This is a genomic window from Paenibacillus sp. 4624, assembly GCF_050435065.1.
Classification (GTDB): Bacteria; Bacillota; Bacilli; order Paenibacillales; family Paenibacillaceae; genus Paenibacillus; species Paenibacillus amylolyticus_D.
Genome location: NZ_JBNDJR010000008.1, coordinates 38,832 through 64,427, shown reverse-complemented (window position 1 = coordinate 64,427; position 25,596 = coordinate 38,832). Strand labels below are relative to the sequence as shown.

The following is a 25,596-nucleotide window of genomic DNA, read 5'->3' as shown; positions in this document are numbered from 1 at the left end:
GTCATAACCCCCAATACAGTCGATATACGGGAATTATAGCAGGACAGGCGGCTGACTACAATAAGAGTCATCGTTTACTCACAAATGCACAAATGATTATGATTTATCCAAGAATGAGTTACTCTCGAATTCATTTTAACAAAAAAGGATTTGTGCATAAAATGACGAAAAAGATAGAGGGAATTAGGACGTCTAATCAAGTCAAAACGAAAGAAAGAAGGAGAATTGTATGCAAGTTGCCATTGTAGCTTTAAACGTAATCATCTTGTTAGGAATTGTCGCTCTTTACCTGAGAAAACAGCACGGAAACGAGCAAAATGAACTTAGAGTGGAGTTAGATAAAACAAAAGAAGATATACGAAGGTTGTTGATGGAACAGGCAACGCAGAATCGTCAGGAAGCAAATGCGACAGCTAAAATGAATCGTGAAGAACTTTCCAGTTCAATACTAAGCATGAATCAAGCTCTAATTAACAGTATTGGTGAGGTTGCATCCCAGCAAAAGAACCTACTGGATAGTTTTTCTAAAAATCTGTCAGACATGACCGCAATGAACGAATCAAAGCTGGAACGTATTCGTGGAACCGTTGAAGAGAAATTAATACACTTACAGCAGGATAATAACCATAAACTTGAACAAATGAGAGCAACGGTCGATGAAAAACTACATGCGACTTTGGAACAAAGACTGGGCGACTCTTTTAAACTGGTTAGTGAACGATTAGAACTTGTACATAAAGGCCTTGGAGAGATGCAGACTCTCGCTAATGGTGTGGGAGACTTAAAGAAAGTTTTGACCAATGTCAAAACAAGAGGTACACTAGGCGAGCTACAATTAGAAAATTTATTAGATCAGACCCTAACGGTAGAGCAGTACGATAAAAATGTAATTACTAAAAAAGGAAGCAACGATCGTGTAGAGTTTGCAGTTAAGATTCCTGACAAGAATAATAAAAATCAATTTATACACCTACCTATTGATTCCAAGTTCCCTGTTGAAGATTATCATCGACTTCTGGATGCTTATGAGGAAGGTAACAGCCAAGCCATCAGCGAAAACACCAAATTTCTGGATACCAAAATTAAAAATGAAGCTAAAACTATTAGAGATAAATACATCGATCCACCGAACACAACGGATTTTGCCATTATGTTTCTGCCTATTGAGGGACTCTTTGCCGAAGTTCTGCGCAAGCCTGGACTATGGGATAGCATTCAGAGAGAATACCGAGTCGTTATCGCAGGTCCTACTACGTTGACTGCTGTTTTGAACAGTCTGCAGTTGGGCTTTCAAACGCTTGCAATCCAAAAAAGTTCTAGTGAAGTCTGGCAGGTACTTAGTGGGGTTAAGACAGAGTTCGGAAAGTTTGGAGATATTCTGGATAAAACGCAGAAAAAATTACAAGAGGCTAGTAACCATATTGATCAAGCTTCAGTTCGAACCCGCGCTATTGAGCGCAAGTTAAGGAACGTTCAAGAACTTCCTAGTGCGGGGTCATCTCAAAACCTTTTAGAAGCTATCATAGAATAAACAACGTGAATATGAAAATCGGCGATGTCTCTCAGAACATATGGGATAACATCGCCTCTTTTTTAATTAAACCTATCATGCATGATACCAATACATCGAATGTTCGCCTATCTTTTCAAAACCTAATCTCTGAGCCAGTTTGTTCGATGCACCATTATCGGTGTGACAGCTCCAGTTGGGAATGAGGTTCTGTGATAGACAGTCTTGGATAAAAAGCACCCCCAACTTACTCGCTAGCCCTTGTCGCTGGAACTCTTCAACCGTAATAATGTCGATCTCTGCATAACCTCCGCCCACATATGGTGAAGTACAGACACTAATCAATTCTTCATGTTTCATAATAAAATGCCCGATTCCATGGGCACAGAACTTCTCGGCTGATGGCCATACGAGCTTATAGTATGGGTAAAAATGTTCTCTGTATTTTGTAGCGATATCGAGGTCTAACGGGTAATACTCAAAGAGCTTTTCCAGCTTTTTATCAAATTCCCCATACGACTTTATAAAACGGTCTTGATTAAAACGATAATATGAACGCGAGATTTTCTGGGAATGCTGAATACGATAGTCATTTATCTTGTTCTCCCAAGCCTGGGTATAGACACCCAATGCAAAAAAATCAGGATGATTCGACTCATCATTCATATACTGAATGACATCTTGAGCAAAAGCATCGTTCGTTTCATCCCCAGCCACACTGTAGAAACCACCACTACTTGTAATAAATGCCGAGGTGATTCGGTTTCCTTCATTTACATATACGCTTCCCTGCTGTATACCGTCGATCACCGAAAGGGCAAATACGGCTTTATTTCGAATCGTCTCCAGCAAAGGCAATATAGTTGAATTCTCGTCAGGTGCAAGTTCTCTCATATCAGTCTCTCTCCATCCACTACAGCGTTAACACTGCCTGCACCTCACCGCAGGACAACTCTTCACCGGTAAGTTGAAAACCAAGCGAGTCATAGATTCTCTTAGCAGGCACATTTTCTGGTTTATACGTTAGCTCTACCACTTTGGCTTCCCCACGCGGGGCTGAACGTGCATACGCAATCGCTTGCTCTACCATTTCTCTACCGTATCCCTGCCCTTGGTAACGATGGTCAATCATCATTTTGAAAATGCCATAGCTGCTATATTCGAAATTTCCATCCCCATCGTCATAATACATTGAAATAAAACCAACCATTCGTTCTTGCTTGTATACTGCAAAGGTAATAATGATCTGCCCTTCATCCGAGGCGATGTACGCTTCTGCAAGTGCATGCTGATTCGAAGAGATGAATTGTTGCTGATCCGGAGAAACCTTGAGTTCAATACATTCAATAAAATTATCCCAAGTGATTTTTCTGAATTCCATTTCTTTTCTCCCTGCTCGTAGAGTGAATTGTAGATGCTACCCCATACATGCGCTTATATATGCTCAACTCAGTACTTCTCTCTAAATCGCTCGATCCACCAGTCCTTCTTCATTAAATAATCCGTTCTGATCGGCATAATAACGTATTCATCCGTAACCTCAATAGGCTTAGTTGGACCGTTATAGATTAAATCCACATTTAAATGAAACGGTTGAATTCGCCTGCCCGCTTCCATCTCAAACTCCCGCACATATCGTATAACATCCGGTTTACCTTCCCAGTAATGCATGGCAGCTTGTCCGCCTGCGGGCATGTTCCACCACTGGATGAAGCATGGCCATTGTGCGATCAAAGCATCCCTCAGTCCCTGATGTTCGATGGTTTCAAAATGGGGCGGACTAAGCACAAAAGGAGATACATAGTTATGGTTAAGGTGTGCAAACTTCACTTGGGCCTGTGATCGAAAATTGGATACAGCTGTTTGCCGGATCTTTGCTTCCGCTTTTTGTTGAATGCTGCCCTTCCAGAAATCTTGCCATTGTGTCTCAAACTCCTGATATAACTCATCTGCTAAAATAACCTGTCTGTCAGGCCATGTACCGTGCTCATGGAAATACGTATTGCAAATGCCATACGCTCTGGCGACATAGACCAGAAAGTTCAACTTAACATCGCTTGATATACATACAGACCAGGAATTCGAATCCGTCATCATAATGAGCTTTCCTCCTCTCATATTCATTTTTATTTTCCCATCGTACCATTTTATTCAAATTAAGGTAACTAGAGAGATTTAGTTAACAATGAGAGAATGTCCTTCCAGAGAACTGGAAGGAATGGTAAAATAAAAAACGGGTACAGTGCCGTTAGCATCGATTGGGTTTCAATAGTTGAAGTACATATAGTTCGCGCCAAAAAGGATGTGATCATTTGAAAAATAAAAAGATAATCATCAGCATTTTTACACTGTGTATTCTACTCGCATTCGGCTTTATGAGATGGGACAATCTTGAATCTGAACCCAGCGCAGATTTCAAGTATAAGTATGATCGATGGACAGGTCAGAAATGGGTTGAATTCTATCCACCACTAGCCTTCTCCCCCAATAGCATGGAGTTCCCACTCATTTACATCGATGAAATTCATTCGAACGATATTAATAACTATTTAGCGAAGCAAGCTCTTTCTGGAGAACTGGTGAACAAATGGATTGAGAGAACTCAATTTACGGATGGATACTTAGGTCTGTTATTGTTAAACATCCTAGTGATCATTTACATTTTCATAAGGGAATTTCTTTTGAATCGTAACAAACATCAAAGTTCTAGAAAATCGTACGCTTCTCTGTGATTACTCACAACTGGAGCTTAACGCTTATGTGTAAAAAACTACAAAAAAAAGAAGCCGCCTCCCTGGCCTTCCCCAGTTTGGCAGCTTTCTTTTCACAATGGTATACAGATTGAACTAAAAAGATTTACACCAGACAATCCATCGACACTCCGATCATACGTCCTACTCCTTCACAGCCCCTACCACAATTCCGCTTACAAAGTAACGTTGCAGGAACGGATACACGAGCAAGATCGGCAGTGCGCTGATAAAAATTTGCGACGCCCGGATGGTCCGCTGGGATAGGTTCGCAATCGCTTGCGGGTCCATCTTTGTCATGTCGCCCTGTACGATGATTGTCTGCATAAATGTCGCCAAGGGTAGCTTTTCCGAATCACGGATGTAGATAATCCCGTCAAAATATGCATTCCAGTGCCCCACCATCATGAACAAGGACACGGTAGCGATAACCGGCACGGACACGGGCAGATAAATTTTGATAAACGACTGGAAATGACCTGCGCCATCGATAAATGCGGCCTCCTCCAGATCTTTCGGAACCGTGCGGAAGAAATTCAGCAGCAGAATGATGTTGAACACCGCCACCAGCCCTGGCAGGATCAGTGCCCACAGCGTGTTCATCAGGCCCAGTTTCAGAATGAGGATATACCCCGGAATAAGCCCCCCACTGAACAGCATCGTGATGACAAAATACCACAGATAAATATTCCGAGCGCGGAACACACGCGTCTCCTTCGACAGAGCATACGCCGCAAGCGTATTGACGATGAGTGCAAGCCCGGTGCCCAGCACCGTCCGCTCCACCGAAACCCAGAGCGAGGACAAGAAGTTGGAGTTATCAAACGTCTTGGCGTACGCTTCGAACGTAAACCCGATCGGCCAGAATGTCACGAGCCCTGCATTTGCAGGGGCGGACGAGCTGAGGGATACCATCAGCAAGTGATACAGAGGCAGCAAGCAGAGCACCGAAAGGATGGTCAGAAACACATTGTTGAAGATGCTGAAAATGCGATAAGGTAACGTTTTATGATACATGGTTCATCATCATCCTTTCTCAGAAAATTCGGTATCCGGCAAAACGGTACGCCAGTCGGTACGAGATCACGATGAGGATCAGACTGATGACCGATTTGAACAGATTGACCGCAGTTGCAAAGCTGAACTGTCCGCTCAGCAGACCTTCGCGATACACAAACGTATCGATGATATCCGCTTGCTGATAGATCAATGGACTGTACAAGTTGAAGATTTGGTCAAAGTTTGCGTTCAGCACGTTGCCCAGCGCCAGCGTGGCAATAACGATCCCGATTGGAATGAGTGCCGGAATAGTGATATACATCGTCTGTTTCCAGCGCCCCGCCCCATCCACTTCAGCCGCTTCATACAGGGCCGGGTTGATGCCCGCCAGTGCTGCAAGGAAGATGATCGTGTTAAAACCAAACTCTTTCCATACATCACTGATAATGACGGTGAACCGGAACCAGTTGCCATCCCCGAGGAAGAAAATCGGTTTGATGCCAAACACGGACACCAGAAACTGATTTAATATGCCCGTCTGTGCCAGAATGTCGATCAGAATACCGGACAGCGTTACCCAGGACAAGAAGTGTGGCAGATACACTAATGTTTGGATCGTACGTTTCAATGCCATCTTCCGTACCTCATTGAGCAATAGCGCAAAGATAAACGGAATAATCAAGTTCATGATGATCTTCGAGCAGGCAAAGAATAATGTGTTCCACGTAATTTGCAGAAAATAATCATTGGTCCACATATACTCGAAATGCTTCAACCCCACCCACTCCGAACCACTGAAGCCCAACGCGGGCTTGTAATCCTGAAAGGCCATTAGAATACCCGACATCGGAATATATGAAAAAATAAAGACCATAATGGCCGCTGGCAGCACCATGAAGTGCAGCACCCACGGCTGTTTGTAGCGTTTTTTTCTCTTCTGTTCCAGCTTGTTTCCCGCATTCGTCTGCGGGAGCCGTTGACCCTCCATTTTAGCCTCCATATGAACCTTCTCCTGTTCCCAAAAAAAGTTTTTGTGTGTCTTGGGCTTCTCTGATATAAATAGTATCAAGCCATTCCGAGGTCTGACTATATAACATTGTTAGGGTCGATAGGGTTTTGTTAGTTTGATCTATAGTGGTGAACTAAAAGTATTATTTACACGAGCCACTCCGAGGACAGAATAACCTTGAGGGTAGCTGTTATCCCCAGATTTTTTTGATTCCCTTCTTCATAGGGAAAATCCGTTGATAAGCGTATGCTTCCGATGCAGCTTTCTTGCAGAAAGCTTGTAAGCGACCGCGTTGCTTTTCCGGTTTTTTCTGCCCTCTCTGTTAACGTGTGAGAAAAAAGCTTAGCAATATAGTCAGTATGTGAATATAGAGGAGACTTTTTATGTATACATGGGAGCGCTTTAACGTTTTTCAAAAAGGAATCCGATCCCGCTTCAGCCTTTTCGCCAAAATCAATCTGTTAATCATCATTCTGTTCATCCCGATTCTGATCATGTACACCTACTCGAACAACGTCACATATGACGTCGTAAGCAAAGAACTGCAGGTATCGAACACCAAGCAGCTCACGTTCCTGTCCAGTCAGATCGATTCGCGCATCAATCAGATGATGGATTTCAGCCTGATTCTCTCGCGTGATCCGAACGTGCGTGCCTTCAACGGTCTGAATCTGTGGCAGGATAAGTATGACCAGATGCAGACGAGGTATATCATTCAGGAGAAAATGACACTCCAGACCGGCGTAACCGATCTCTGGCCTACCCGCTATGCGGTGTACTCCCAGCAGAACAAAGAGGTTATAGCGAACTACACCCGCGATACAGGTTATGATGAGGCGTATTTGAAAAAAAACATGAGCGGACAATGGACCTACGGGGATCATTCCACTGACGCGAAAGACGCCATGCAATCCTTTTACTGGTTCTATACGGATTCATTAGCACAACCAGGTATGCTCACAGGCAGTAATCTGGTCATTGAAGCCAGCTTCAGCTACGAGAACATTCAGAATATGCTCGACACATACAAAGCAGGCGGCCAGGGCGATCCGATCTTGTACCACAAAGGCAACGCCCCGATCCTGAACCGCACCGCTGACAAGCAGTTATCAGGCGAACTAATCCGTTATCTGGACACTCACTCGCTCGAAGATACAACACAGGATGTGGTTGAACTGGGTGGCAAAAACTATCTCGTCAGCACCGTCAAATCCACATATTTGGACTGGCATCTGGTCGATGTCGTGCCCCTGTATCAGATTTTGCAGCCGATCTCGCTGAGTCAAAATCTGTTTTATGTCTGCATGATTTTGCTGCTTGTTGTGGGTATATCGGCGTCCATCCTTCTGTATCGCAATGTGCAGTACCCCATCCAGAAACTGATCAAAGGTTTGCGCCGCGTGCAGCAAGGTGATTACTCCGTGCGTTTGCACAGCAATAACCAGAATGAGTTTTCATTCTTGTTCCACCGTTTCAACGACATGTCTCACCAGATTCAGGATCTGATTGAAAATGTCTTTCAGGAAAAAATACGAGCTAGAGAAGCTACGCTGAAACAGCTCCAGGCACAGATTAACCCGCATTTTCTATATAACTGTCTAGGTTACATTATCAACATGGCACAGATGAAGGACGAGCAAGCCGTCGTATCCATGGCGCATAACCTGAGTGCATACTATCGCTACACCACCCGGATGGAACGGGAAACCTCTTCGCTGCAGGAAGAAATACAGCTGCTGATCAACTATCTGGATATCCAGAAGCTTCGCAACGGCCGCATCGAATATCACATTGATATTCCGGAGCATATGCTTGCCCAGTCGGTACCAAGACTAATGCTGCAGCCGATGGTTGAAAACTCGGTGATCCATGGGATTGGAAAGTCTTATACATCGGGGGAGATTCGAATTACCGGGGAAAGTGCGAATGGCTTTGGCAAAATCTATATCGATGACGACGGCCCCGGCCTTACGCCGGAGCAGTATGAAGCGTTGAATCAGGAGATGCTGGAGCCACTGCAAGATGAGGTCGGCTGCGGCCTATGGAATACGTATCAACGTATGATCCATACTTTTGGCAGTCATTCCTATCTCCTGTTCGGCCCATCTCCACTCGGCGGCTTCCGCACCGAAATTGTCTGGGAAATCCCGAGCGAAGAAGTTAGCAAGGAACGTGGGAACGACTCAGGCGGATAGATAAAGATAGATTAACCTAGCGTAAATACTTCAGGAGTGGATCAAAAAAACGCCTTCCAACCGCTCATTATGGCGATGGTAAAGGCGTTTTTGCTATCTTTTTGCTTTCGTTTTCTATCTGCGACTACTTCTAAACCTTTTTGCTCATCTATTCATCTGCTTATCCAACCAAGTCACAATATCAGCGGTGACCTCGTCCCGGTTGGTTTCGTTCAGCATCTCATGCCGCCCACCCGGATACAGCTTGTAGGTCACGTTGTCGATGCCCTGCTGTTTATAGGCGTTGTACAGTCGGAGAATGCCTTTGCCAAAGCTTCCTACCGGGTCCTTGTCTCCAGCGAAGATATGAATTGGCAGGTCTTTGCGCACCAAGTTCAGATTGTTTTTGATCCCAAGCTTCTTGAGTCCGCTGAAAAAGTCTGCGAAAAATCCTGTCGTAAACACCGTTCCGCAGAACGGATCACGTATATATTTATCCACCTCTTCCGCATCACGGCTAAGCCAGTCAAACTCGGTGCGGACGGGCTTGAACGCATCGTTGTAACTGCCGAAGGACAGCTTGTTCATCCGGTGGCTCGGTACACGTCTGCCACGGCGCCGAATCTCTTCTTTGGTTAACAGCGCAGCCGCATGAAGAATAAAGCGCACATGCAGCGTAGAACCCGACAAGATAACCCCCTCCAGCTCTTCGCCATAGAGCATTAGATAACGCTGCGTTACGAAAGAACCCATGCTATGACCCATCAGAAATAGAGGGAGTTCAGGATACTTCTTCTTAATGATGCCAGTCAGTTTATACAGATCATGCACCATCCACTCGAATCCGTCGCTGTCTGCCAAATACCCTACGTTCTCCAGAACCTCTGCCGTCTTGCCATGCCCCCGCTGGTCGTGAATGTAGACGATATATCCATTTTGGTTAAGTGCAGTTGCGAATCGCTCATACCGGGCAGCCGTCTCCGCCATCCCGTGACAGATCTGTACAACGCCTTTGACCTGAGTATCACTCGCAGGTAGCCAGTTATACACATGGATACGAGTTCCTTCGTCCGATTCAAAATTAAAATGATTTGTTGTACTCACAAAATCCCCCCGTAATGATACGTTTTCTCTTCTTTTTCTTCTTTTTCTTCTTTGTCTTCCTTCTCTTCTTCTTCATCGTCATCTTTTTCTTTATGTATTTCTGTATTTCCTCATTTGCTGCGCGGTCTCCAAATGCTCGGTGACCAGCTGTACATATTCATCCTACTTCTCTAAGGAGGAGTTTAGCAATTGCAGTTTCACCCTATATATCGGATTACTATTCTTAAATATTGATTATTCATTCCTTTTTTTCAAAGGCATATGTGCACGGAACTGTTTCCATAGAGAAGCGGATGGTGGTGTGATATACTGCTTGCAACACATGTCAGCTTAGAAGCGTGTAAACCCTCAAGCAAGGAGACAAAGCAACATGCAAATGATCATCGTAGACGACGAAGCACACTGGGTCGATAACCTGTCCATGACCAAACCCTGGCATACGCTCGGGATCGAACAGGTTCACCGGGCATACTCCGCTCGTGAAGCCCTGCAACTCATTGAAACTCACCCGATTGATATCGTGATCTCGGACATCCAGATGCCGGAAATGACAGGCATAGAGCTGATCGAACGCATCCGCATCCGGGACAAAAAAATAAAATGCATCCTCTTATCCGGTTATTCCGAATTCGATTATGCCAAGAAAGCCATCCAGTACGAAGCCGTGGACTACCTGCTCAAACCGCCAACAGATGACGAACTGATCGGCGCCGTGCAGAAAGCCATCGACCAACTAAACAATGAATGGGCGCTTGTCAGCTCCCTATCACGGACGCAGTTTACTTTGCGCGAGAATTTGCCGCATTTGCGTGGACGCCTTCTTTTGGAAGCCTTACAGGGACATCGGTTCTCCGCCAGCGAATGGGAACGTAAACTGGACAACTATGACCTGCCCTTCCACACCGGAGATGCCGCGCTGATGCTGGTACGCATGGATAATGAGTTCGGCCACTACGACAGTCATGATCAGACCCTGATCGAATATGCCATCATCAACATGGCGGAGGAGATTATGGGTGAGTTTATGCACGTGTGGGGTGTGAAGGAAGAGCACGGGTATGTCGTGTTTTTACTGCAATTGAAGGAACGAAGCGGCGATATTGGAAAAGAAACCATTCTGGAGAAGCTGTCCATTCAGCTTCAATCCAAAGTAAAACAGTTTCTGAAAGGCTCCCTCTCCATTGTCATGACCGAGTGGTTCACCTTCCCGGAACAGATCTACGATCGCTTCCGTCAGGCTTCCGCCTACTTCCGCCAGATCGTCGGGGACGAGCGTGAATTCGTCATGCGGGTGACCGATGTCGAAGCACCAGCGGCACAAGGTCCGCTGGACGTGCTGTACACACCGCCCACCTTCATTCAGCTGCTGGAAAGCGGCCAATGGGATGCCGCCGAAGACAAAATACATGCCGTCTGCGCCGAACTGGACGAGAAATGGTCGGAATCATGGGAACACTGTATGGAGGCCGGATTTCTCATCACCGCTGCTTTCACGAACCTCGCTCATCGGAACAAGCTCACCCTGGCAGGTCTCATGGGCAGTGAGATCGATCAGCTGCAAAGCGGCGAAGTCTTCTCCACCATCGGCAAACTGCGTAAATGGTCGCTCGGCGTACTCGCCAAGCTCAAGGAAGGCACATCCAACGAGGTCAAGGATACCCGGTCGGAATACGTGAAGAAGATACAGGAGTTTACGGATAAAAACCTGCATCTAGACGTGTCTTTACGTGTGCTTGCAGATCATGTGAACCTGCATCCAACGCATCTGTCCAAGATTTATAAGATCGAGACCGGCGAGGGCATCAGTGAATATATCGCCCGCCTGCGAATGGATCGGGCCTGCCACAAGCTGGTCACGACCACGAAGAAAGTATATGAGATCAGCCTGGAGATCGGCTATATGGACCCGGCGTATTTTATCAAAGTGTTCAAACGTCAATTCGGCGTGACACCGCAAGAGTACCGCGACCAGCATTAAACCAAAGTTTTCACACTTTCACTAAGAGAGTCCTATCGAAACTAACAAACTCATATAGATGCCCTCCCGCTCCTCTTGGTACAGTTACAGTGTAAAGATCATACATCGTAGGGGGATTGAACAATGATCAAATTCAAAACATGGTGGTCCTTGCTCATGGTCATCGCACTCATCACCATCACTGCATGCGGCAGTGGCGGGTCAGCCAGTGAGAAAGGCACGAATGATACACAAGAGGCTGTCGGCTCTGCTGAAGCGGAAGCGGCGTTTGCCAAAGGAAAATACGACCCGCCCATCGAATTCAGCTCCGTGCTGATGCCGAAAAAATACGCTCATGGCGATACCAAAGAGAACAACGTACATGACCGTTGGATGCTCGAAACGCTGGGCATGAAACACAAAGATACGTGGTATCCGGCCACTGACGATCAATACAGACAGAAGTTGCAACTCGCAATTGCGTCTGGCGAGAAGCTGCCTGATTTCGTAACCGTACCAACGAACGCGGTACTGACGAATCAGCTGATCGACTCCGGTCAATTCATCGCCATTGATGAGCTGTTCGAGAAGTATGCAAGCCCGATTCTGAAAGAGCACGCAGCAGCACATCCTGAGCTGTGGTATCCGTTCACGAAGGACGGCAAAAAGTACAACATGCCTATCATGGAGTACACGGATAACGACGATACCCTGCTCTGGCTCCGCGAAGACTGGATGGAGAAGCTGAACCTGGAGGCGCCGAAAACCATCGCAGACCTTGAGAACATCATGGACAAATTCAAAAACGAGAACCCGGACGGTCTGTCTCCAGACAAAGTATTCCCGCTGGCCATCTCGCTCAAAAATAACACCAACACCTGGATGGGCGGACTCGACTGGTTGTTCGGTGCATACGGCACGATTGAAGAACAATGGAACAAAGACGCAAACGGCAATCTGGAGTACGGCTCCGTGAACCCGGGTGCGAAACAAGCTCTTGCCAAGCTGGCTGAATGGATGGAAAAAGGCTATATCCACGCTGACTCCGCCCTATGGGACGAAGGTAAATCCGCTGAAAGCTGGACGGCTGGCAAAGCCGGCATTCTGCCTGGCGCAAACTGGGTACCGGACTGGCCTGCTCCAGACCTGCTGAAGAACGTACCTGGCGCGAAATACAAAGCCTACCCTGTTCCGGCTGGTCCAGAAGGCAAGATCGGTACGAAATGGCAGAACTCTGGTGTCAACGCAAGTATCATGATCAACAAAGACGCGAAGCACCCTGAAGCGATCTTCCTGTACTACAACTATCTGCTGGAAAACCTCGCGAACCCGAAAGCAGGCAGCCCGTATGAGTACGGCTTTGCGAAAGGGTACGACTGGGATGTCGTAGACGGTAAACCGACTAGTGACAAAGAGAAGATCAAAGACTTCTCCAACGAATTCCCGTTCCTGACCGGCCCGGCGCGTATTCCAGACCTGTACATGAAAACACTCGTGAAACTCGCCAACGGCGAGAAAGCTGAAACACCTTACGAGAAACAAATGGCTGAATTCCGTAAACCGGAAAACTGGTACGCGGGTAAAGTCGTGATGTCCCAGATCGACATCCGTAAACAAAACTATTTCACTGGCGCAGCCACACCAACCATGGTATCCAAGTGGAACCTGCTCCGTCAGTCTGAGCTCGAAACCTTCAACAAAATCATCTACGGCAAACTGCCAATCGATGCATTCGACCAATTCGTCACTAACTGGAAATCCAACGGCGGCGACCAGATCACCCAAGAGGTGAATGATTGGTTCAAGTCGGTAAGTGGTAAGTAAGGTATTTTGTTTTTTGGAAAAGTAAAGCATTAAACCCCGAGCCGAAGCGAGTGATTCACGCTTCGGCTCGGGGTTTTAAGTGTAGATCAGGGTCGCTCCCTTCTATAATTCAAATAGTATCCATTGTGCTACTTAAAATACTTTTCATTAACCTCGTTATACAAGGCAGAATAATGTTCATCTTTTTCAGCAATATCCAGATCACTTGTGGATTGAATACTCATGTTACTTTGACTTTCCGGGTAAACATACTTACCCTGATGGTTGCCAATGATCTCATATGAACCTGAAGGTTCCTCTGGACTTTGATATAAAAACAGGAGATAGTTTTTACCTGACGTTAAGGGTTGATACAATTCATTTGGATATTTGACATATGCACCTGCCACGTCTCTCCATTTGGCATAGTACTCAACTACGTTCAGTTCCTCCCCCTCCTTCACTGCACCTTTATATACTTTCTTCACTTTTATATTTGAAAATGTACGTGTATCCAATGGATACTTATCCTTTTGATCTAATTCAACGATTGAATTCGTCTCCTCTTCCCAGTCAGCCTCAACAATAACAGTAGCTAATGATTCGATCTCAGAAAGAGAGTAATTGTGATAATCTGCATCTGGACGCAGTTCTTGTGCATTTAAATGCTTATATCCCAAAAACATGCTAACCCCCATTACAACTATAACTCCTGCCATTACCCACTTTTTCATATCAACACCTCCAAAATTTAATTTCCATATTTCTCTTTTATATTGGACTTATCATAGGTCTGTACAACATAGTACCCGTTATCCCCTTGTTTCATGATGGCGTTAGAAGTAGTATCTGGATGTTTAAGTCCTAATGAGTGTCCCAATTCATGTAGGAATATTTTTTTCTTTAAATTAGTACTATGAAACGAATACCCTATTTTTGTATTTGAATCCGTGTTGGTATTGAATTCAATAATGGAGTCTTTCCAAGATCCATTCCAATCACATGAGTAACCCCATATAACACTATATTTATAATTGCAAGCTTCAGCCCAGTTACCTGTAGAACCAAGATTCTTTCCAATAATATTGATTCTTGCATAGTGTGGTGTTTGATCTAGACTTGATTGTTCATAAGGCTTTGCTAAGCCTACTTTGGAGGATACACCATTCCATCCGGTATACCAGCTTTGAAACGAACTTAAATGTGAGGACATACTCGACCCTACTGCTATGCCTAAACTGGTTGTGCTACTTGTATCCCATGATCCGCTATAATAATCGGAGCTTGCTGCCTTTACAGATGCTGTAATGAGGAATGCAGCCATAAAACAGGTTAACATTGCCATCCAACGTTTTTTCAAAATATTCACCTCTCCGTAAAAATTTGTTCAGCATTTGTTTGAAATACATAAAACACTACAGTTTAGTGGTGAAATGAACTGCATAATCCTCTCCTTGTAAAGAACGAGTCTCAACAGTTCTATCTTTATACAAAATAGAACTTTCGAGCTTGTAGTAAATCCACCTTCATCCTAGAAATTTAGCAAGCATATGTATTGTAAAAGAGAGCATGGAAATCTCTTATTACAATCTAAATCTGCACTGTCATTTAACGAATACAAGCATCTTTATCGAGATAACTAAATGTTGAACCCTCTAATTATATAAACGTAACATATATGGAAAAAGTTTACTTGCATATGTGTCTAATTTGTGTCAAAACTAACTCAAATTTTCTTTTTTTTATTTTATGAACTTAGGTTTAACTTCCTTTAGTTCTGGCTCACCAAACTAAAGAACGATTAAGTAAGTACTCTAGATTACAGGAACTTCAACGAAGTCCGTATCCATCACTCTTTTTCCATCTTTTTCTTCCGAACCGACCTCAATACCAATTTTTAATGACTCAGAAGGAGTCACACCCTTTTGATTCGGAATTAAATCGATTAAAATGGTTCCAGTACCTCCGCCATTTGCTGTTAAATCTCGTTCCCTTCCAATCTCAATCATGGTGCGCCATGAAGAGTTATCAGAAGAGTTCTTCCAAGTGGATACATATTCAGCGGGCTTCAGCTTCGATTGATGTTCAGGGTAACTGCTGGTGATGCTGGAGACACTCCATTGATCAGGGATATAAAATGCAACACCACCCCAGTCAGTGGGGTCAATCTCTACATGTGCTACGATTTTGATATGATTAATCTGTTCCTTCTCACCCTCAACAAATATCGTGCCTTCTGTCATTGTCTTTAAATTCGTTGATTTCGCATTCAGATCAAAATTTTTGACTTGAATGATATTACCATTAACTAGCGGTTCATTGGCTTCATTTGTGTTGATATTCAAAAGAAATAGAACAGAAACAATCGCAATAAACATAAAAAGCAAGATTAAGTACTTAGATCCATTTTTCATATATCCATACCTCACTTCTGCCTTTTTTTCTTTAAGCCTAACACATAATTAATGCTCTTCCTTCCTGTTAGTAGCTCCTCCTAAACCCTCGTCTGATTCCGTAAACCGGAAAACTGGTATGCTGGTAAAGTCGTGATGTCCCAGATCGACATCCGTAAACAAAACTATTTCACAGGCGCAGCCACACCAACCATGGTATCCAAGTGGAACCTGCTTCGTCAGTCCGAACTTGAATCCTTCAACAAAATCATCTACGGCAAACTGCCCATCGATGCATTCGATCAATTTGTAGCTAACTGGATATCCAACGGCGGCGACCAGATCACCCAAGAGGTGAATGATTGGTTCAAGTCTGTAAGTGGTAAGTAAGAAGATTTTGTTTTTTGGAAAAGTAGAGCACTAAAACCCGAGCGAAGCGTTTATTCACGCTTCGGCTCGGGTTTTTAAGTGTAGATCGGGGGCGCTCCCCTATGACATATGGGTTCGCTATACTATAGGGATTAGACTTATCGTTGATATCCATAGTCGGCCTCTTCCATTTTCCTGATATACTGTTTTAATCTTTCTTGGTGTGCTTCTAGCTCTGCTAATCTGGATGTACTCCCTTCAAGGAACCTCGACATTTTTTCAGACAACTTTATTGCGGATTCTCCCTTCCATTCTTCCAACTTTCTATATATATTTTGCATCTGCTGTTCTTGCTGAATCAAGTTCTGCTGCAACTGTTCACACTGTTGAACTGCTCTTCTCAAGTCTGACAAAGAAACAGATATTCTTCCCATATGTACACCTCCTACACGTTCGTTAAAGATACACTATGATTGATCTGCAAGAACAAAATCTTGTCTTTTCTGCTCAATATAATCTGCGATGTCTGTGATAGATTCTTGGTACCACCGATTAATTCGCTCCAACATTGCTGTAGCATCATACGCAATTGAATTAAAGGACCGACTCTCACTGGTTGATATATAAGCTTGGAACATCTGAATTGAAGAATTTGTATCACTAGCAAAATCAAGTAGGCTATTCCGCATCTGTCTGGAAGCATGTGCAAGCTCCTCAGGTGTTAGCTGTATGGTGCTCCCGTGTCGATCACCCACATAATACGCAGAGTTCTGTCTAGCCATATCTACTGAGTGGGTTCCAAGTACCGCTGTAACAAGTTTACTTAAACTTTCCCTAACAGCAGGACCATATTCCTCATAAAGTTTGTTCATTTCAGCCTTCAACTTTTCTCTTGCCTTCATCATCTCTGAATAGTTTTCCACTCTAGGCTGGCCATCCACCCGCCGACCATCTAGCGTATATAATGGATTACTAATGTTTCCATCCTCATCGAATGCAAAATGATCCATACTATGTGCTTTCTGACCAACGAGCATGGAATCCAAAAACTTGGACAGTGCACTCTGTTCTCCAGATATAGACGGAACACGAATAAATTCAGTTGACCACTTGTTACCGAACAACGCTTGTTCCCACCAAGTCTCTCGTCGCTTTGGTAAGAAAATAGGGATTGTCTCGTATCGATTAGCTTCTTCAAAGGTTGAATTAATGTAATAGGTAGAGCCAACATGCTGATCCGCATTCTTCACTCCAGATCCAACAGTATCCCCTGGATGGACATAGGCCACATTCGTTTTCAGATAATCCCCGTTTTGAACCTTCTCTTGTAAGTCATCGGGAAGTAAATGTACAATACTTGGCGGATTGTAACTTGTTGAAGATACTCCGTTACGAATAGCAACATATTCCGCCTGAGCCCCTCCCAACGAGTGCCCAGTTGTTGATATATCAGCAGTTGGGTACTCCTCCTTCACTTTCTCAAACAGGTTCATTGCCTGAACAAACTGATTATTCTGATACCTTGCTTCTTCTTGAATAAAAGGCATTCGTTGATGCAAAGGTAACGACGAAATCTCTTCCTTATGCCGCTCCATATAATTGTGAGTTTTCTCCAGATTTTTAGCACGATTCCCCACAACATCACTTAAATCGGTCTCCCAGTCTGTTAGTACGCTCCATATTGGACGATCAGGTGGTTCAGTCCCTCTGTAGCCTATAATAACTTGATTGTGCTCTTCGTTATAGAATACAGTAGCATCAAAACCAGAACCGTTTGTATCATGCAACATTGCTCCCTCAGGTTCAACTATTGTCCATCCTGGAAGATTTTCGTTTTTATATCCGTTTGAGGGTAAATCTCGTTTGTATACCTCATCAGCAATGGTCCAATACGTCTTATCATTGATATAAGTCAATGTTCTCCCACCTTGTCTAATCCAATAATATGTATTAAAGTATTTTTAGAGTTTATTTCCATAAAAGGAGATTTAACATCTATGAAAAATAATTTACTGCTGTTAACCTTCATTATTTTTTTATTTATACTAGGAGGGTGTTCAAGTATGTCTGCCTCAGATAAACAAATGATTGTAGAAAAGGCTACACCAATAAGCATTCAGTACATAAAGAAATACTACAATGCAGACTTTGTTGTAACGAGTCACGATGTGGATGACCCTTCCATCCATTCACGTTTATACCTGTACGGTCACATAACTGGACATGAGGATGAACGTATTACCGTTTCTTACAACTACGATACACAGGAGGTTCTCAGTGTAGAAGGACCGGGCTGGTTTATAGATCGTCGAAATCCGAAAAAGGATTCCTGAAAAAGGCGGACTAAAAATATGTATGCTTGACAGGCATGATCTGGAGCAAGTCTCCAGGTTCTTTTTTACGTTGTTAGACGTATATCTTTATGCCCTCTCTTGTATCCTATATTTATACATTATAAAGCAATTTACGTATTAAAGGATATATTTTCTGTAAAACTCGCGAACGGCGAGAAAGCTGAGACACCTTACGAGAAACAAATCGCCGAATTCCGTAAACCTGAAAACTGGTACGCAGGTAAAGTCGTGATGTCCCAGATCGACATCCGCAAACAAAACTATTTCACCGGCGCAGCCACACCAACCATGGTATCCAAGTGGAACCTGCTCCGTCAGTCTGAGCTCGAAACCTTCAACAAAATCATCTACGGCAAACTGCCAATCGATGCATTCGATCAATTCGTAGCTAACTGGAAATCCAGCGGCGGCGACCAGATCACCCAAGAGGTAAATGATTGGTTCAAGTCTGTGAGTGGGAAATAAGAATTTGTTTTGTGGAAAAGTAAAGCACTAAAACCCGATCCGAAGCGAGTTATTCACGCTTCGGATCGGGTTTTTAAGTGTAAAGCGGGGGCGCTTCCCCATACAATCCGGTCCGCATTAGTGGAACAAGCCCGTGCATGCTTACCAAGCTAATCTATGTAAGCATGCACGGGCTTTCACACTGCTAAGTTCGTAAATCAATTAGCTTTAGTCAGATTCATTCCCTCTCTCCACCAACATCGACTGACCTAGCAAGGATACCGTTAACTGAATACCATCTCGCAGCCCCTGCATGTATAACCGTTCATTTTCTATGCCTTTGCTAATAATGTAACGATTCTCCCATTCAGCATATTCAGGTGTCTGCTCGACATTCTTGCCAGTAAACAAAGCTTCGAACGCTTCATCCGTTTCTCCACGTACACGACTCAGTTCAGGATCATGCTCGATCTGCACAGTCACCTCATCCAGCCTTGCCCGAATCGCACGCTGCATCCACGGTGGAAAATTCACAGTTTCTCCTCCCCTACACATTATGTACTTCACTCATTGCCGTACCACTCGACTATGTTTCGCCTTCGTTTCACTAACTCGTGCCACCAGTTCATCCACCCTTCGGCTCTGTTCCTGAACCGCAGGATTGTCCCACAACGGAATCGCTTGCTTCAAGGATGCCTCTCCAAGCTGATTAAGCTTGCGCCGTTCCTCTTCCAATAAGTCAAGCAACCGGCTCATACATGCACCTCTCTGATGGGTCTAAACTGCATCATGTCTTGTTAAGACTGGATGTGAGCAGTCAATTTTAATGCGATTATTAAACTCAGTGTTGTAGAGTATAGTTTCGTCTTCAAGATTGTAAGATAAAATCTGACTGCTATAATGCGGGAATCGAATTAAAATAAAAAAACACTGAAATAAACCCTACAGTGTCAAAAAATAATATTTGTTCTTGAATTGTAAATATCAGCAAAAGTAAGGAATCAAACAAAAAGAATTTCAAGCCAGGTTACAAGCAACAATTGTATCAATTAGACTAGTCTTTCCTGTTAGGGAGATCAATACCATCTTGTTCAGGATTATGAAGTGGTGATTATTACGAAGGCTTTGAGATTTTTGTGGGATATTTGCTTGAGGAAATTAAGGATTAAGTCATTTTTTCATAACTTCTTAGATTTCTAACAAAGAAAGTAAATAAATAACACTTACCAAAAAGCCCAGAGATACTTCTTTCTAGGCTTTTGGCGGTGTTTCACAATAATTAGTCTAATAAGGTATTAGAATTCCCAGCACTAACTGTTTCTTTCTTTAAAACTTCTGTCGCCCACTTAAACCATTGAATGAGCGCAGAACCATATCTTTTTTGTGAAGATTCAATCCAACTTTTATTTAACTCAGCAGAAATGATTTTTCCTAATTCTATAGCACCTTTATCCTCATTCTTTTTAACAATATCCATAGTAGGTGTTGAAAGAACCGTCTTAGCAAGCCAATGAGTCATATTTTTTTGTTCATGAGATACTGATAAAATTCCATTCTCTATTGATAAACCTCCGATAGAATTTAATAGAGAAATGGCATTACGTAAACCAGTATTCTTTAGAGTTGATTCGCTTGTCTGTCCAATTTCTATCTTTCGAATTAATTCTAAAACTCGTTCAGGAGGAGCCTCACCTAAAAAGTTCGCATTTCGCATACGTTTTCGACTACTAAATCTAGGAAAAGTGGTCTTTGAAAACCCTCTTATACTATTATCAACATTATTAATTATTTTATTGTGTTTTATTTCAATGAATCCTACTCCAATCAACCACCCATTGATTCTATTAATGTAGAGCTTCTTTGTCTTTTCTGAATAGGATTCGTATAACTCATTAAAGTAAACCTCAAAATCCCCCAGTGTTATCTGGAAAGTGTTACCGTGTTCCTCGATAATCTTAGCGTAAGTAATATGTTTGGTGAAAAAATCTACAACTTTTTTATACGCTTCTTCCGCATTCTCATGCAAAAATTTTAGGTTATCTCCTTGCCTTGATGAATTACCGAGCATAACAAAATCCCTAACTATATTCTCTGCAGCATCTCTCCCTATACCTAATTTAGAAGCAAAGACTGGGATTGTTAATGATTTGTGATCTATTAATACTTGTAGCGCTGAACTGTACCTTCTAAATTGGGTCTGAGGTATATATGTAACAGGAATATAAGGCACTTTACCAGTAAGAATATAATCGCGGAAAATATCCCAATATAAGATTAATTTTTGCCCTTTTCTTAAAATGATGCGCTTGTTAACTAAAGATTGAATTGTTGAGTCTCCGTAAGTTTCTACCATTTGGAAAAACTCGACAGGTGAATCTTGTGCTACCTTTTTTACACAAGCAAGTTCAATACCACTTAATTCACTTGTTTCTTTTTCAAATAACTCGTTGATATTTAGACTTTTCCCCAATATTTCATCTTGATTTCCTCCCTGTACCAATGAAAAAACATGAATACACAATTTTTTCAATAACCAAGGATATCCTTGACAATGGTCTTTTAAATATCCCTTTAATATCGGGTTTAGTGGTTCTCCTATCTCTTTTGAAAATATATTGAGTGCTTTAAGTATGTCTTTGTCGACGAATGGATTTAGTAAAAATTCTCTTCTTCTATCTGCAAGTCCATGCCATAAGTGGTATGCTGGATGATCAGTTGGAACAGTACCGTCTGTTTTCCAAGCAAATCCTAATATTATATTCTCCTGAAGGGCGTCAACAGCAATACTAAGCTTTCGAATACTCTCAAATAGTGGAAATAATTCCTTCTTTGAGAATATCTCCTCAAACTGGTCAAACATTAACATAATAACTTTGTTTTCAGATTTGAGAGTCCGAACAATTTCAATAATGGATTGGTCTGATAATGGATTATTGGTATCTGATATTTTTATTGGTGTGTCAGGTTTTTTTATGAAATTATCCTTAATAGCGGAGTTGAGACATTCAATTAATGAAAACTCAGCATATCTATGGCTTGTAGCAGCACGAACATCAACAGCATAAACATAATTTTTATTTTTTTGGCGGGAGGTCTTAGATTTCTCTACTAATTTAAGCAATACAGAACTTTTCCCCCAGCCAGAGGGTGCCTTTAATGCTAAAAGTCTGGTTCTAATTGATGAATTTCGAACATTGTCAACAAACTTATAGACATCTTGAAGAAGACCATCCCTACCTACGAAATCTTGTGGACGTGACGGGCGATAGTCTGCCCATTGGTCTCCTGAGGATACAGTAATAACGCTTTCTGATTCTTTGGTAAGTTGATCATTAATTGAATGTTCGTCGATAATAGCATTAGGATAGAGCCATTCCAAATCATGAAATGAAGAGGGGATTTTAGATACTGAATCAATTATATGATGATTCGCTACTAACACTCCAGTTTTAGCATCAAATAATATAACAGCGTAGGGAATCCCTGCACTCACATGAATAAGTGGTACTGCCCAAAATCGCCCAATGTTAGTGATTAAAAGCGTTACATTGTCAGAAAATGAACCAATGGTTGGATATTCCAATGAAAGGGGATTACAAACCCTCCCTGAATTGACTATTAAATTAACCAACTTCTCTGGGGAGTATATTTGTAGTAACTTTCTTTGTTCAGAGGACTGTTTCTCCCACTCTTCAACAATCCCTTTTGCATCTTTGCCTAGAGGCCCAGTAGATAACAGCCAACCTGCGGATACTCTCTTAAGGTGAACGTTTCCTAGTAATTTTGTGATAACATCAGCTGAGATCGTGTTGGTATCTTTATATGCTTTACACTCAACATAAATCACTTCGGAAGTCATCCTATGCTTAGCTAATAGGTCTACCTCAATTCCAGTCAATCGTATTTCCTCTATAACATCATATTGCATTGTTTCAAGAACTTCTCGTCCCAAGGTTTCTAATAGCTTACCTTTTTCAGTTGTTGATACATTATCACTAACCCCAATCTCGATCATAGTCACCATGAGGGCAACACCCCTTTCTATATATTATCTCAATCATAAATACGCAGTTACATAGCCAAGAAATTCAGTAAGTCCGTTCTATTTTCTAACAAATCAAATTTAATCATATCCTCATACCTCCCCTAATAAATCATGCCTATAATTAATAAATTCCTTTCTCCTTCATTATCCTTCCAACCTCAAATAACACAGCAAATTCAACTTCATTAACCTTCTCAAGTTTTGTATTATCATCTTTTCTGTAGTAGTAAACCCCGTCAGTGTATATGACGTCATAGATAGAGGTCATGTCATAAACATAATTGGGTTTCAACGTCCCAATACCTTGAACTATACCAGAAGTAATAGAATGATTTCCGCCAATGATAAATACAACCCTTATTGGTAACCAAAGTTCCACATTATGATTCGAACGATCCATTTTCCAGTTTCCCCAATGTCTATCTTCACCTATACTCACCAGAGAGTCTATTAATCTTTCATAATTCCAAGGCCAAGGTAACACTAAATCATCTTTAAGACTTACAGAATATGCTTCATTATTAAGTTGTTTAAGATAACTAGTAATGTACATTCTATCTTCAACAGGTTTCTTAAAAAACACTTCATCAGAGGTGATATCTGGGAGTCTAACATGTGAGGGATCATATAGTTTATTAGTGAGATATTTCGCCTGAATTCGTAGCCCTATCATTTTTATTAAATCATAAATAGGATGCCTTATTGGCGATTGTTCCAACTCTTCGTTTTGAGAGATGGTATCTTTTACTGCTGCTATCATGTTTTCAAACAATTGTTTTTTATCATTGTCGCTTTGAATAATGCGCTGATTGTAAACACTTAATTTGCTTTTATTAGAGTTAACAAATAAACTTTTAACTTTTTTTAACAAAATCATTTCACACTCCACATAAAAATATTGTAAAACCTGTATTATATCTGTATAAATCATTTAGGATTAATAATAACTTTGACTGGAATTCCCTCAAATTCTCTACTCAAATCATTCTCAATACCATATGGATTTGTAATTTTATTTTCTGGATCATATACAAAACAGATCAACATCTTACAATCGGGATGACTCTGATATTTTTGAATATCCACCAGTAATTGTTCACCTACATCTCTTGCTGCCAATCCTTTTCTAGTTTTCTTGATCTCAATTATAATTTGCTCTTTTTTTAACAAGAAATCCACTCTTGAACTGCTTCCCGCATAACTTGGAGTCCACTCTTCTGGTCTCACGTCATCGAAATCCAGCAGTAATAAGGAGTGAAATAAGTCCTGAACATCATATTCATCATTGATCTCAAGAGTGGGGCGATCACTATGTCTCGATCTCAATTGCCTAGCAACCTTATGAAATCTATGACATATCTTGAGGACCGAATCAAACGAAGTTAATTTATTAATAGTTGCTGCACTTATACCAAAATCATTAATCTCTTGAGCAAATGATTGTAATATAGATGTCACTTCATCTAGCCCCTCTTGATAGAATTTATCAAAGTATGAATCTGGAGTGTTACTACTAAAGAAGTTAACATGATAACTAATTCCATCAAAATCGTTAATATGTCTTGTTTTTTCTCCGAATATCTTTGTAATTATTATCTGGGTATCTCTGTGCCACTTGCTAAATTCAGGTGATGAAGCTCCCCTAGGTACTCTTCTCAGAACCTCAATATTTGAAATTTGCTGTTCAATTCTCTTAATCGCCTCTTCTTGATTCACTATCAAAACCCCTTTTTAAGTTAATTATCCATATATGAAAGTCATTTTAACTAATCTGGTTCTCTTATAAAGCGTAAAAAAACTCTCCAGTTTGTGATATTCTAAAAGCAACTACTCTACTTCAAGCCAGCATTTTGCTCAAAACTCCAACATCTGAGTTAAGTACTCTCTGATACTAGCCATTCATTAATTGTCTGGTGAATTCCTTTTCACTCTTAAGTCTAGGGTAATAATTATAAAATGTTCATCAGTTCCACCCATATTCAATATAATCAAATTCCAAATAGAGAGTTGAAGTTATTTTTAAAATCGATCAATCGTTATAAATGCTTTTGAAACTATAGGGAATATATGGATTGTATCTTTCGTCAATTACTTCTGTCAATGTTCCCTGCTACAATAAAATGATGAAACCAATACGATCTACATAAAAGAATGATCATGTTCTAAAATGTTGACAAATCCCTGTATGAAGAAGTTATCTACTTATCCAGTACATCTTGGATATACTTAAATGCAATCTTATATAATGCAATTATGTCTTTTTGTACAAAGAGCAGAGGTGTCCCTTTTGAGAAAACCTTTCTTCCTGTTTGTAATCTTAATCCTCTCATCTTTCTTGCTTGGAGCATGTGCCTCCGAAGAGGAAAAGGCGATTGTATCCTCCGCAGAGAAGTTCGCTGCAGATTATGTTCTCGAAAAATACGGTGTAACTGTTCGTTTTACAGAGTATAAATTCTCTCCTCCCGATCTAAGCAAGTCGTTAGGTCTCCACGGCTACATTGAAGGCGATAAGAAAAAGAAGGTATTTGTTTTTGTAAACTACGATCCTTTAAGTATTAAGACACTATCGCTCCCTGAAGGTATATCCAAGAAACCAAACTTTAAATAGGTATCCCCCTTTACGGTAACAGGTTTTAATACACTGCCTACCGAGAAGGGGGACAAATTTTTGTTTTATATCTGCTC

The 25,596-nt window shown here is 42.0% G+C and carries 24 protein-coding genes; 8 read left to right on the top strand and 16 right to left on the bottom strand.

Annotation, left to right across the window (positions count from 1 at the left end; all coding sequences use genetic code 11):
- Window positions 1-229 precede the first annotated feature (229 nt).
- On the top strand, window positions 230-1,531 hold the full coding sequence (locus ABIE27_RS18510; RefSeq protein ID WP_429351200.1) for a DNA recombination protein RmuC: 1,302 nt from the start codon (window positions 230-232) through the stop codon (window positions 1,529-1,531).
- 75 nt (window positions 1,532-1,606) lie between these two features.
- Here the strand turns inward: ABIE27_RS18510 and ABIE27_RS18505 are convergent, their stop codons facing one another.
- The 5 genes from ABIE27_RS18505 to ABIE27_RS18485 form a co-directional block, all read right to left on the bottom strand.
- Window positions 1,607-2,404 (bottom strand): GNAT family N-acetyltransferase, encoded by a 798-nt coding sequence (locus tag ABIE27_RS18505; protein WP_429351199.1) that lies wholly within the window; start codon window positions 2,402-2,404, stop codon window positions 1,607-1,609.
- Between the two features lie 19 nt (window positions 2,405-2,423).
- Entirely contained in the window at window positions 2,424-2,891 is a 468-nt protein-coding gene (locus ABIE27_RS18500; protein WP_123065207.1) for a GNAT family N-acetyltransferase, read from the bottom strand.
- Window positions 2,892-2,959: 68 nt separating this feature from the next.
- Window positions 2,960-3,604 carry a hypothetical protein gene (locus ABIE27_RS18495; RefSeq protein ID WP_429351198.1) on the bottom strand — a complete coding sequence of 215 codons (645 nt, stop codon included), beginning with the start codon at window positions 3,602-3,604 and terminating at the stop codon, window positions 2,960-2,962.
- Between the two features lie 800 nt (window positions 3,605-4,404).
- Entirely contained in the window at window positions 4,405-5,277 is an 873-nt protein-coding gene (locus tag ABIE27_RS18490; protein ID WP_123065210.1) for a carbohydrate ABC transporter permease, read from the bottom strand.
- A gap of 19 nt (window positions 5,278-5,296) precedes the next feature.
- A complete protein-coding gene (locus ABIE27_RS18485; protein WP_186812220.1) occupies window positions 5,297-6,154 on the bottom strand; it encodes an ABC transporter permease in 858 nt (285 codons plus the stop codon).
- Between the two features lie 497 nt (window positions 6,155-6,651).
- Here ABIE27_RS18485 and ABIE27_RS18480 point away from each other — a divergent pair, with 497 nt between their 5' ends.
- Complete coding sequence (locus tag ABIE27_RS18480) at window positions 6,652-8,463, top strand: sensor histidine kinase (protein ID WP_429351197.1); 1,812 nt, start codon at window positions 6,652-6,654, stop codon at window positions 8,461-8,463.
- Window positions 8,464-8,607: 144 nt separating this feature from the next.
- Here the strand turns inward: ABIE27_RS18480 and ABIE27_RS18475 are convergent, their stop codons facing one another.
- Complete coding sequence (locus ABIE27_RS18475; RefSeq protein ID WP_429351196.1) at window positions 8,608-9,546, bottom strand: lysophospholipase; 939 nt, start codon at window positions 9,544-9,546, stop codon at window positions 8,608-8,610.
- A gap of 370 nt (window positions 9,547-9,916) precedes the next feature.
- Here ABIE27_RS18475 and ABIE27_RS18470 point away from each other — a divergent pair, with 370 nt between their 5' ends.
- Complete coding sequence (locus tag ABIE27_RS18470; RefSeq protein ID WP_123065213.1) at window positions 9,917-11,524, top strand: response regulator transcription factor; 1,608 nt, start codon at window positions 9,917-9,919, stop codon at window positions 11,522-11,524.
- Window positions 11,525-11,647: 123 nt separating this feature from the next.
- The gene (locus ABIE27_RS18465; RefSeq protein WP_429351195.1) at window positions 11,648-13,327 is read left to right on the top strand and encodes an ABC transporter substrate-binding protein; all 1,680 of its coding nucleotides are present in this window, start codon (window positions 11,648-11,650) and stop codon (window positions 13,325-13,327) included.
- 128 nt (window positions 13,328-13,455) lie between these two features.
- On the opposite strand, the gene ABIE27_RS18460 is transcribed toward ABIE27_RS18465, so the two are convergent.
- The 3 genes from ABIE27_RS18460 to ABIE27_RS18450 all read right to left on the bottom strand — a co-directional run bounded on the left by ABIE27_RS18460 (window position 13,456) and on the right by ABIE27_RS18450 (window position 15,720).
- Window positions 13,456-14,040: a hypothetical protein gene (locus ABIE27_RS18460; RefSeq protein WP_429351194.1), complete on the bottom strand. Its 585-nt coding sequence runs from the start codon at window positions 14,038-14,040 to the stop codon at window positions 13,456-13,458.
- 17 nt (window positions 14,041-14,057) lie between these two features.
- The gene (locus tag ABIE27_RS18455; protein ID WP_429351193.1) at window positions 14,058-14,666 is read right to left on the bottom strand and encodes a hypothetical protein; all 609 of its coding nucleotides are present in this window, start codon (window positions 14,664-14,666) and stop codon (window positions 14,058-14,060) included.
- Window positions 14,667-15,120: 454 nt separating this feature from the next.
- A complete protein-coding gene (locus tag ABIE27_RS18450) occupies window positions 15,121-15,720 on the bottom strand; it encodes a hypothetical protein (protein ID WP_429351192.1) in 600 nt (199 codons plus the stop codon).
- Between the two features lie 135 nt (window positions 15,721-15,855).
- Between ABIE27_RS18450 and ABIE27_RS18445 the strand changes: the two genes are divergently transcribed.
- A complete protein-coding gene (locus ABIE27_RS18445; RefSeq protein WP_429351191.1) occupies window positions 15,856-16,089 on the top strand; it encodes a hypothetical protein in 234 nt (77 codons plus the stop codon).
- Window positions 16,090-16,226: 137 nt separating this feature from the next.
- On the opposite strand, the gene ABIE27_RS18440 is transcribed toward ABIE27_RS18445, so the two are convergent.
- Together ABIE27_RS18440 and ABIE27_RS18435 are read right to left on the bottom strand one after the other, a co-directional pair.
- Entirely contained in the window at window positions 16,227-16,502 is a 276-nt protein-coding gene (locus ABIE27_RS18440) for a hypothetical protein (protein ID WP_111272569.1), read from the bottom strand.
- Window positions 16,503-16,535: 33 nt separating this feature from the next.
- Entirely contained in the window at window positions 16,536-17,984 is a 1,449-nt protein-coding gene (locus tag ABIE27_RS18435; RefSeq protein WP_429351190.1) for a lipase family protein, read from the bottom strand.
- 147 nt (window positions 17,985-18,131) lie between these two features.
- Between ABIE27_RS18435 and ABIE27_RS18430 the strand changes: the two genes are divergently transcribed.
- Both ABIE27_RS18430 and ABIE27_RS18425 read left to right on the top strand, forming a co-directional pair.
- Window positions 18,132-18,401 carry a hypothetical protein gene (locus ABIE27_RS18430; RefSeq protein WP_426334332.1) on the top strand — a complete coding sequence of 90 codons (270 nt, stop codon included), beginning with the start codon at window positions 18,132-18,134 and terminating at the stop codon, window positions 18,399-18,401.
- 99 nt (window positions 18,402-18,500) lie between these two features.
- Window positions 18,501-18,887 (top strand): hypothetical protein, encoded by a 387-nt coding sequence (locus tag ABIE27_RS18425; protein WP_429351189.1) that lies wholly within the window; start codon window positions 18,501-18,503, stop codon window positions 18,885-18,887.
- A gap of 207 nt (window positions 18,888-19,094) precedes the next feature.
- Here ABIE27_RS18425 and ABIE27_RS18420 read toward each other — a convergent pair whose 3' ends face one another.
- From ABIE27_RS18420 to ABIE27_RS18400, 5 genes are all read right to left on the bottom strand, one after another.
- Entirely contained in the window at window positions 19,095-19,400 is a 306-nt protein-coding gene (locus tag ABIE27_RS18420) for a hypothetical protein (RefSeq protein WP_429351188.1), read from the bottom strand.
- A gap of 33 nt (window positions 19,401-19,433) precedes the next feature.
- Complete coding sequence (locus ABIE27_RS18415) at window positions 19,434-19,622, bottom strand: aspartyl-phosphate phosphatase Spo0E family protein (RefSeq protein ID WP_154887164.1); 189 nt, start codon at window positions 19,620-19,622, stop codon at window positions 19,434-19,436.
- 523 nt (window positions 19,623-20,145) lie between these two features.
- Window positions 20,146-22,890 (bottom strand): restriction endonuclease, encoded by a 2,745-nt coding sequence (locus ABIE27_RS18410; protein WP_429351187.1) that lies wholly within the window; start codon window positions 22,888-22,890, stop codon window positions 20,146-20,148.
- 142 nt (window positions 22,891-23,032) lie between these two features.
- Window positions 23,033-23,842, bottom strand: a complete 810-nt coding sequence (locus ABIE27_RS18405; RefSeq protein ID WP_429351186.1) for a DUF6710 family protein — start codon at window positions 23,840-23,842, stop codon at window positions 23,033-23,035.
- Complete coding sequence (locus ABIE27_RS18400) at window positions 23,839-24,627, bottom strand: hypothetical protein (protein ID WP_429351185.1); 789 nt, start codon at window positions 24,625-24,627, stop codon at window positions 23,839-23,841. Before ABIE27_RS18400 ends, ABIE27_RS18405 begins: the two co-directional genes overlap by 4 nt.
- A gap of 571 nt (window positions 24,628-25,198) precedes the next feature.
- Here ABIE27_RS18400 and ABIE27_RS18395 point away from each other — a divergent pair.
- Window positions 25,199-25,519 carry a hypothetical protein gene (locus tag ABIE27_RS18395; RefSeq protein ID WP_429351184.1) on the top strand — a complete coding sequence of 107 codons (321 nt, stop codon included), beginning with the start codon at window positions 25,199-25,201 and terminating at the stop codon, window positions 25,517-25,519.
- Window positions 25,520-25,596 lie beyond the last annotated feature (77 nt).

Coding starts and splice junctions, on each gene's coding strand:
- ABIE27_RS18450 (WP_429351192.1), bottom strand. CDS start 15,720: ATGAAAAATGGATCTAAGTACTTAATCTTGCTTTTTATGTTTATTGCG.
- ABIE27_RS18465 (WP_429351195.1), top strand. CDS start 11,648: ATGATCAAATTCAAAACATGGTGGTCCTTGCTCATGGTCATCGCACTC.
- ABIE27_RS18410 (WP_429351187.1), bottom strand. CDS start 22,890: ATGGTGACTATGATCGAGATTGGGGTTAGTGATAATGTATCAACAACT.
- ABIE27_RS18485 (WP_186812220.1), bottom strand. CDS start 6,154: ATGGTGCTGCCAGCGGCCATTATGGTCTTTATTTTTTCATATATTCCG.
- ABIE27_RS18405 (WP_429351186.1), bottom strand. CDS start 23,842: ATGATTTATACAGATATAATACAGGTTTTACAATATTTTTATGTGGAG.
- ABIE27_RS18460 (WP_429351194.1), bottom strand. CDS start 14,040: ATGAAAAAGTGGGTAATGGCAGGAGTTATAGTTGTAATGGGGGTTAGC.
- ABIE27_RS18430 (WP_426334332.1), top strand. CDS start 18,132: ATGTCTGCCTCAGATAAACAAATGATTGTAGAAAAGGCTACACCAATA.
- ABIE27_RS18445 (WP_429351191.1), top strand. CDS start 15,856: ATGTCCCAGATCGACATCCGTAAACAAAACTATTTCACAGGCGCAGCC.
- ABIE27_RS18495 (WP_429351198.1), bottom strand. CDS start 3,604: ATGACGGATTCGAATTCCTGGTCTGTATGTATATCAAGCGATGTTAAG.
- ABIE27_RS18500 (WP_123065207.1), bottom strand. CDS start 2,891: ATGGAATTCAGAAAAATCACTTGGGATAATTTTATTGAATGTATTGAA.
- ABIE27_RS18490 (WP_123065210.1), bottom strand. CDS start 5,277: ATGTATCATAAAACGTTACCTTATCGCATTTTCAGCATCTTCAACAAT.
- ABIE27_RS18510 (WP_429351200.1), top strand. CDS start 230: ATGCAAGTTGCCATTGTAGCTTTAAACGTAATCATCTTGTTAGGAATT.
- ABIE27_RS18505 (WP_429351199.1), bottom strand. CDS start 2,404: ATGAGAGAACTTGCACCTGACGAGAATTCAACTATATTGCCTTTGCTG.
- ABIE27_RS18480 (WP_429351197.1), top strand. CDS start 6,652: ATGTATACATGGGAGCGCTTTAACGTTTTTCAAAAAGGAATCCGATCC.
- ABIE27_RS18440 (WP_111272569.1), bottom strand. CDS start 16,502: ATGGGAAGAATATCTGTTTCTTTGTCAGACTTGAGAAGAGCAGTTCAA.
- ABIE27_RS18470 (WP_123065213.1), top strand. CDS start 9,917: ATGCAAATGATCATCGTAGACGACGAAGCACACTGGGTCGATAACCTG.
- ABIE27_RS18415 (WP_154887164.1), bottom strand. CDS start 19,622: ATGAGCCGGTTGCTTGACTTATTGGAAGAGGAACGGCGCAAGCTTAAT.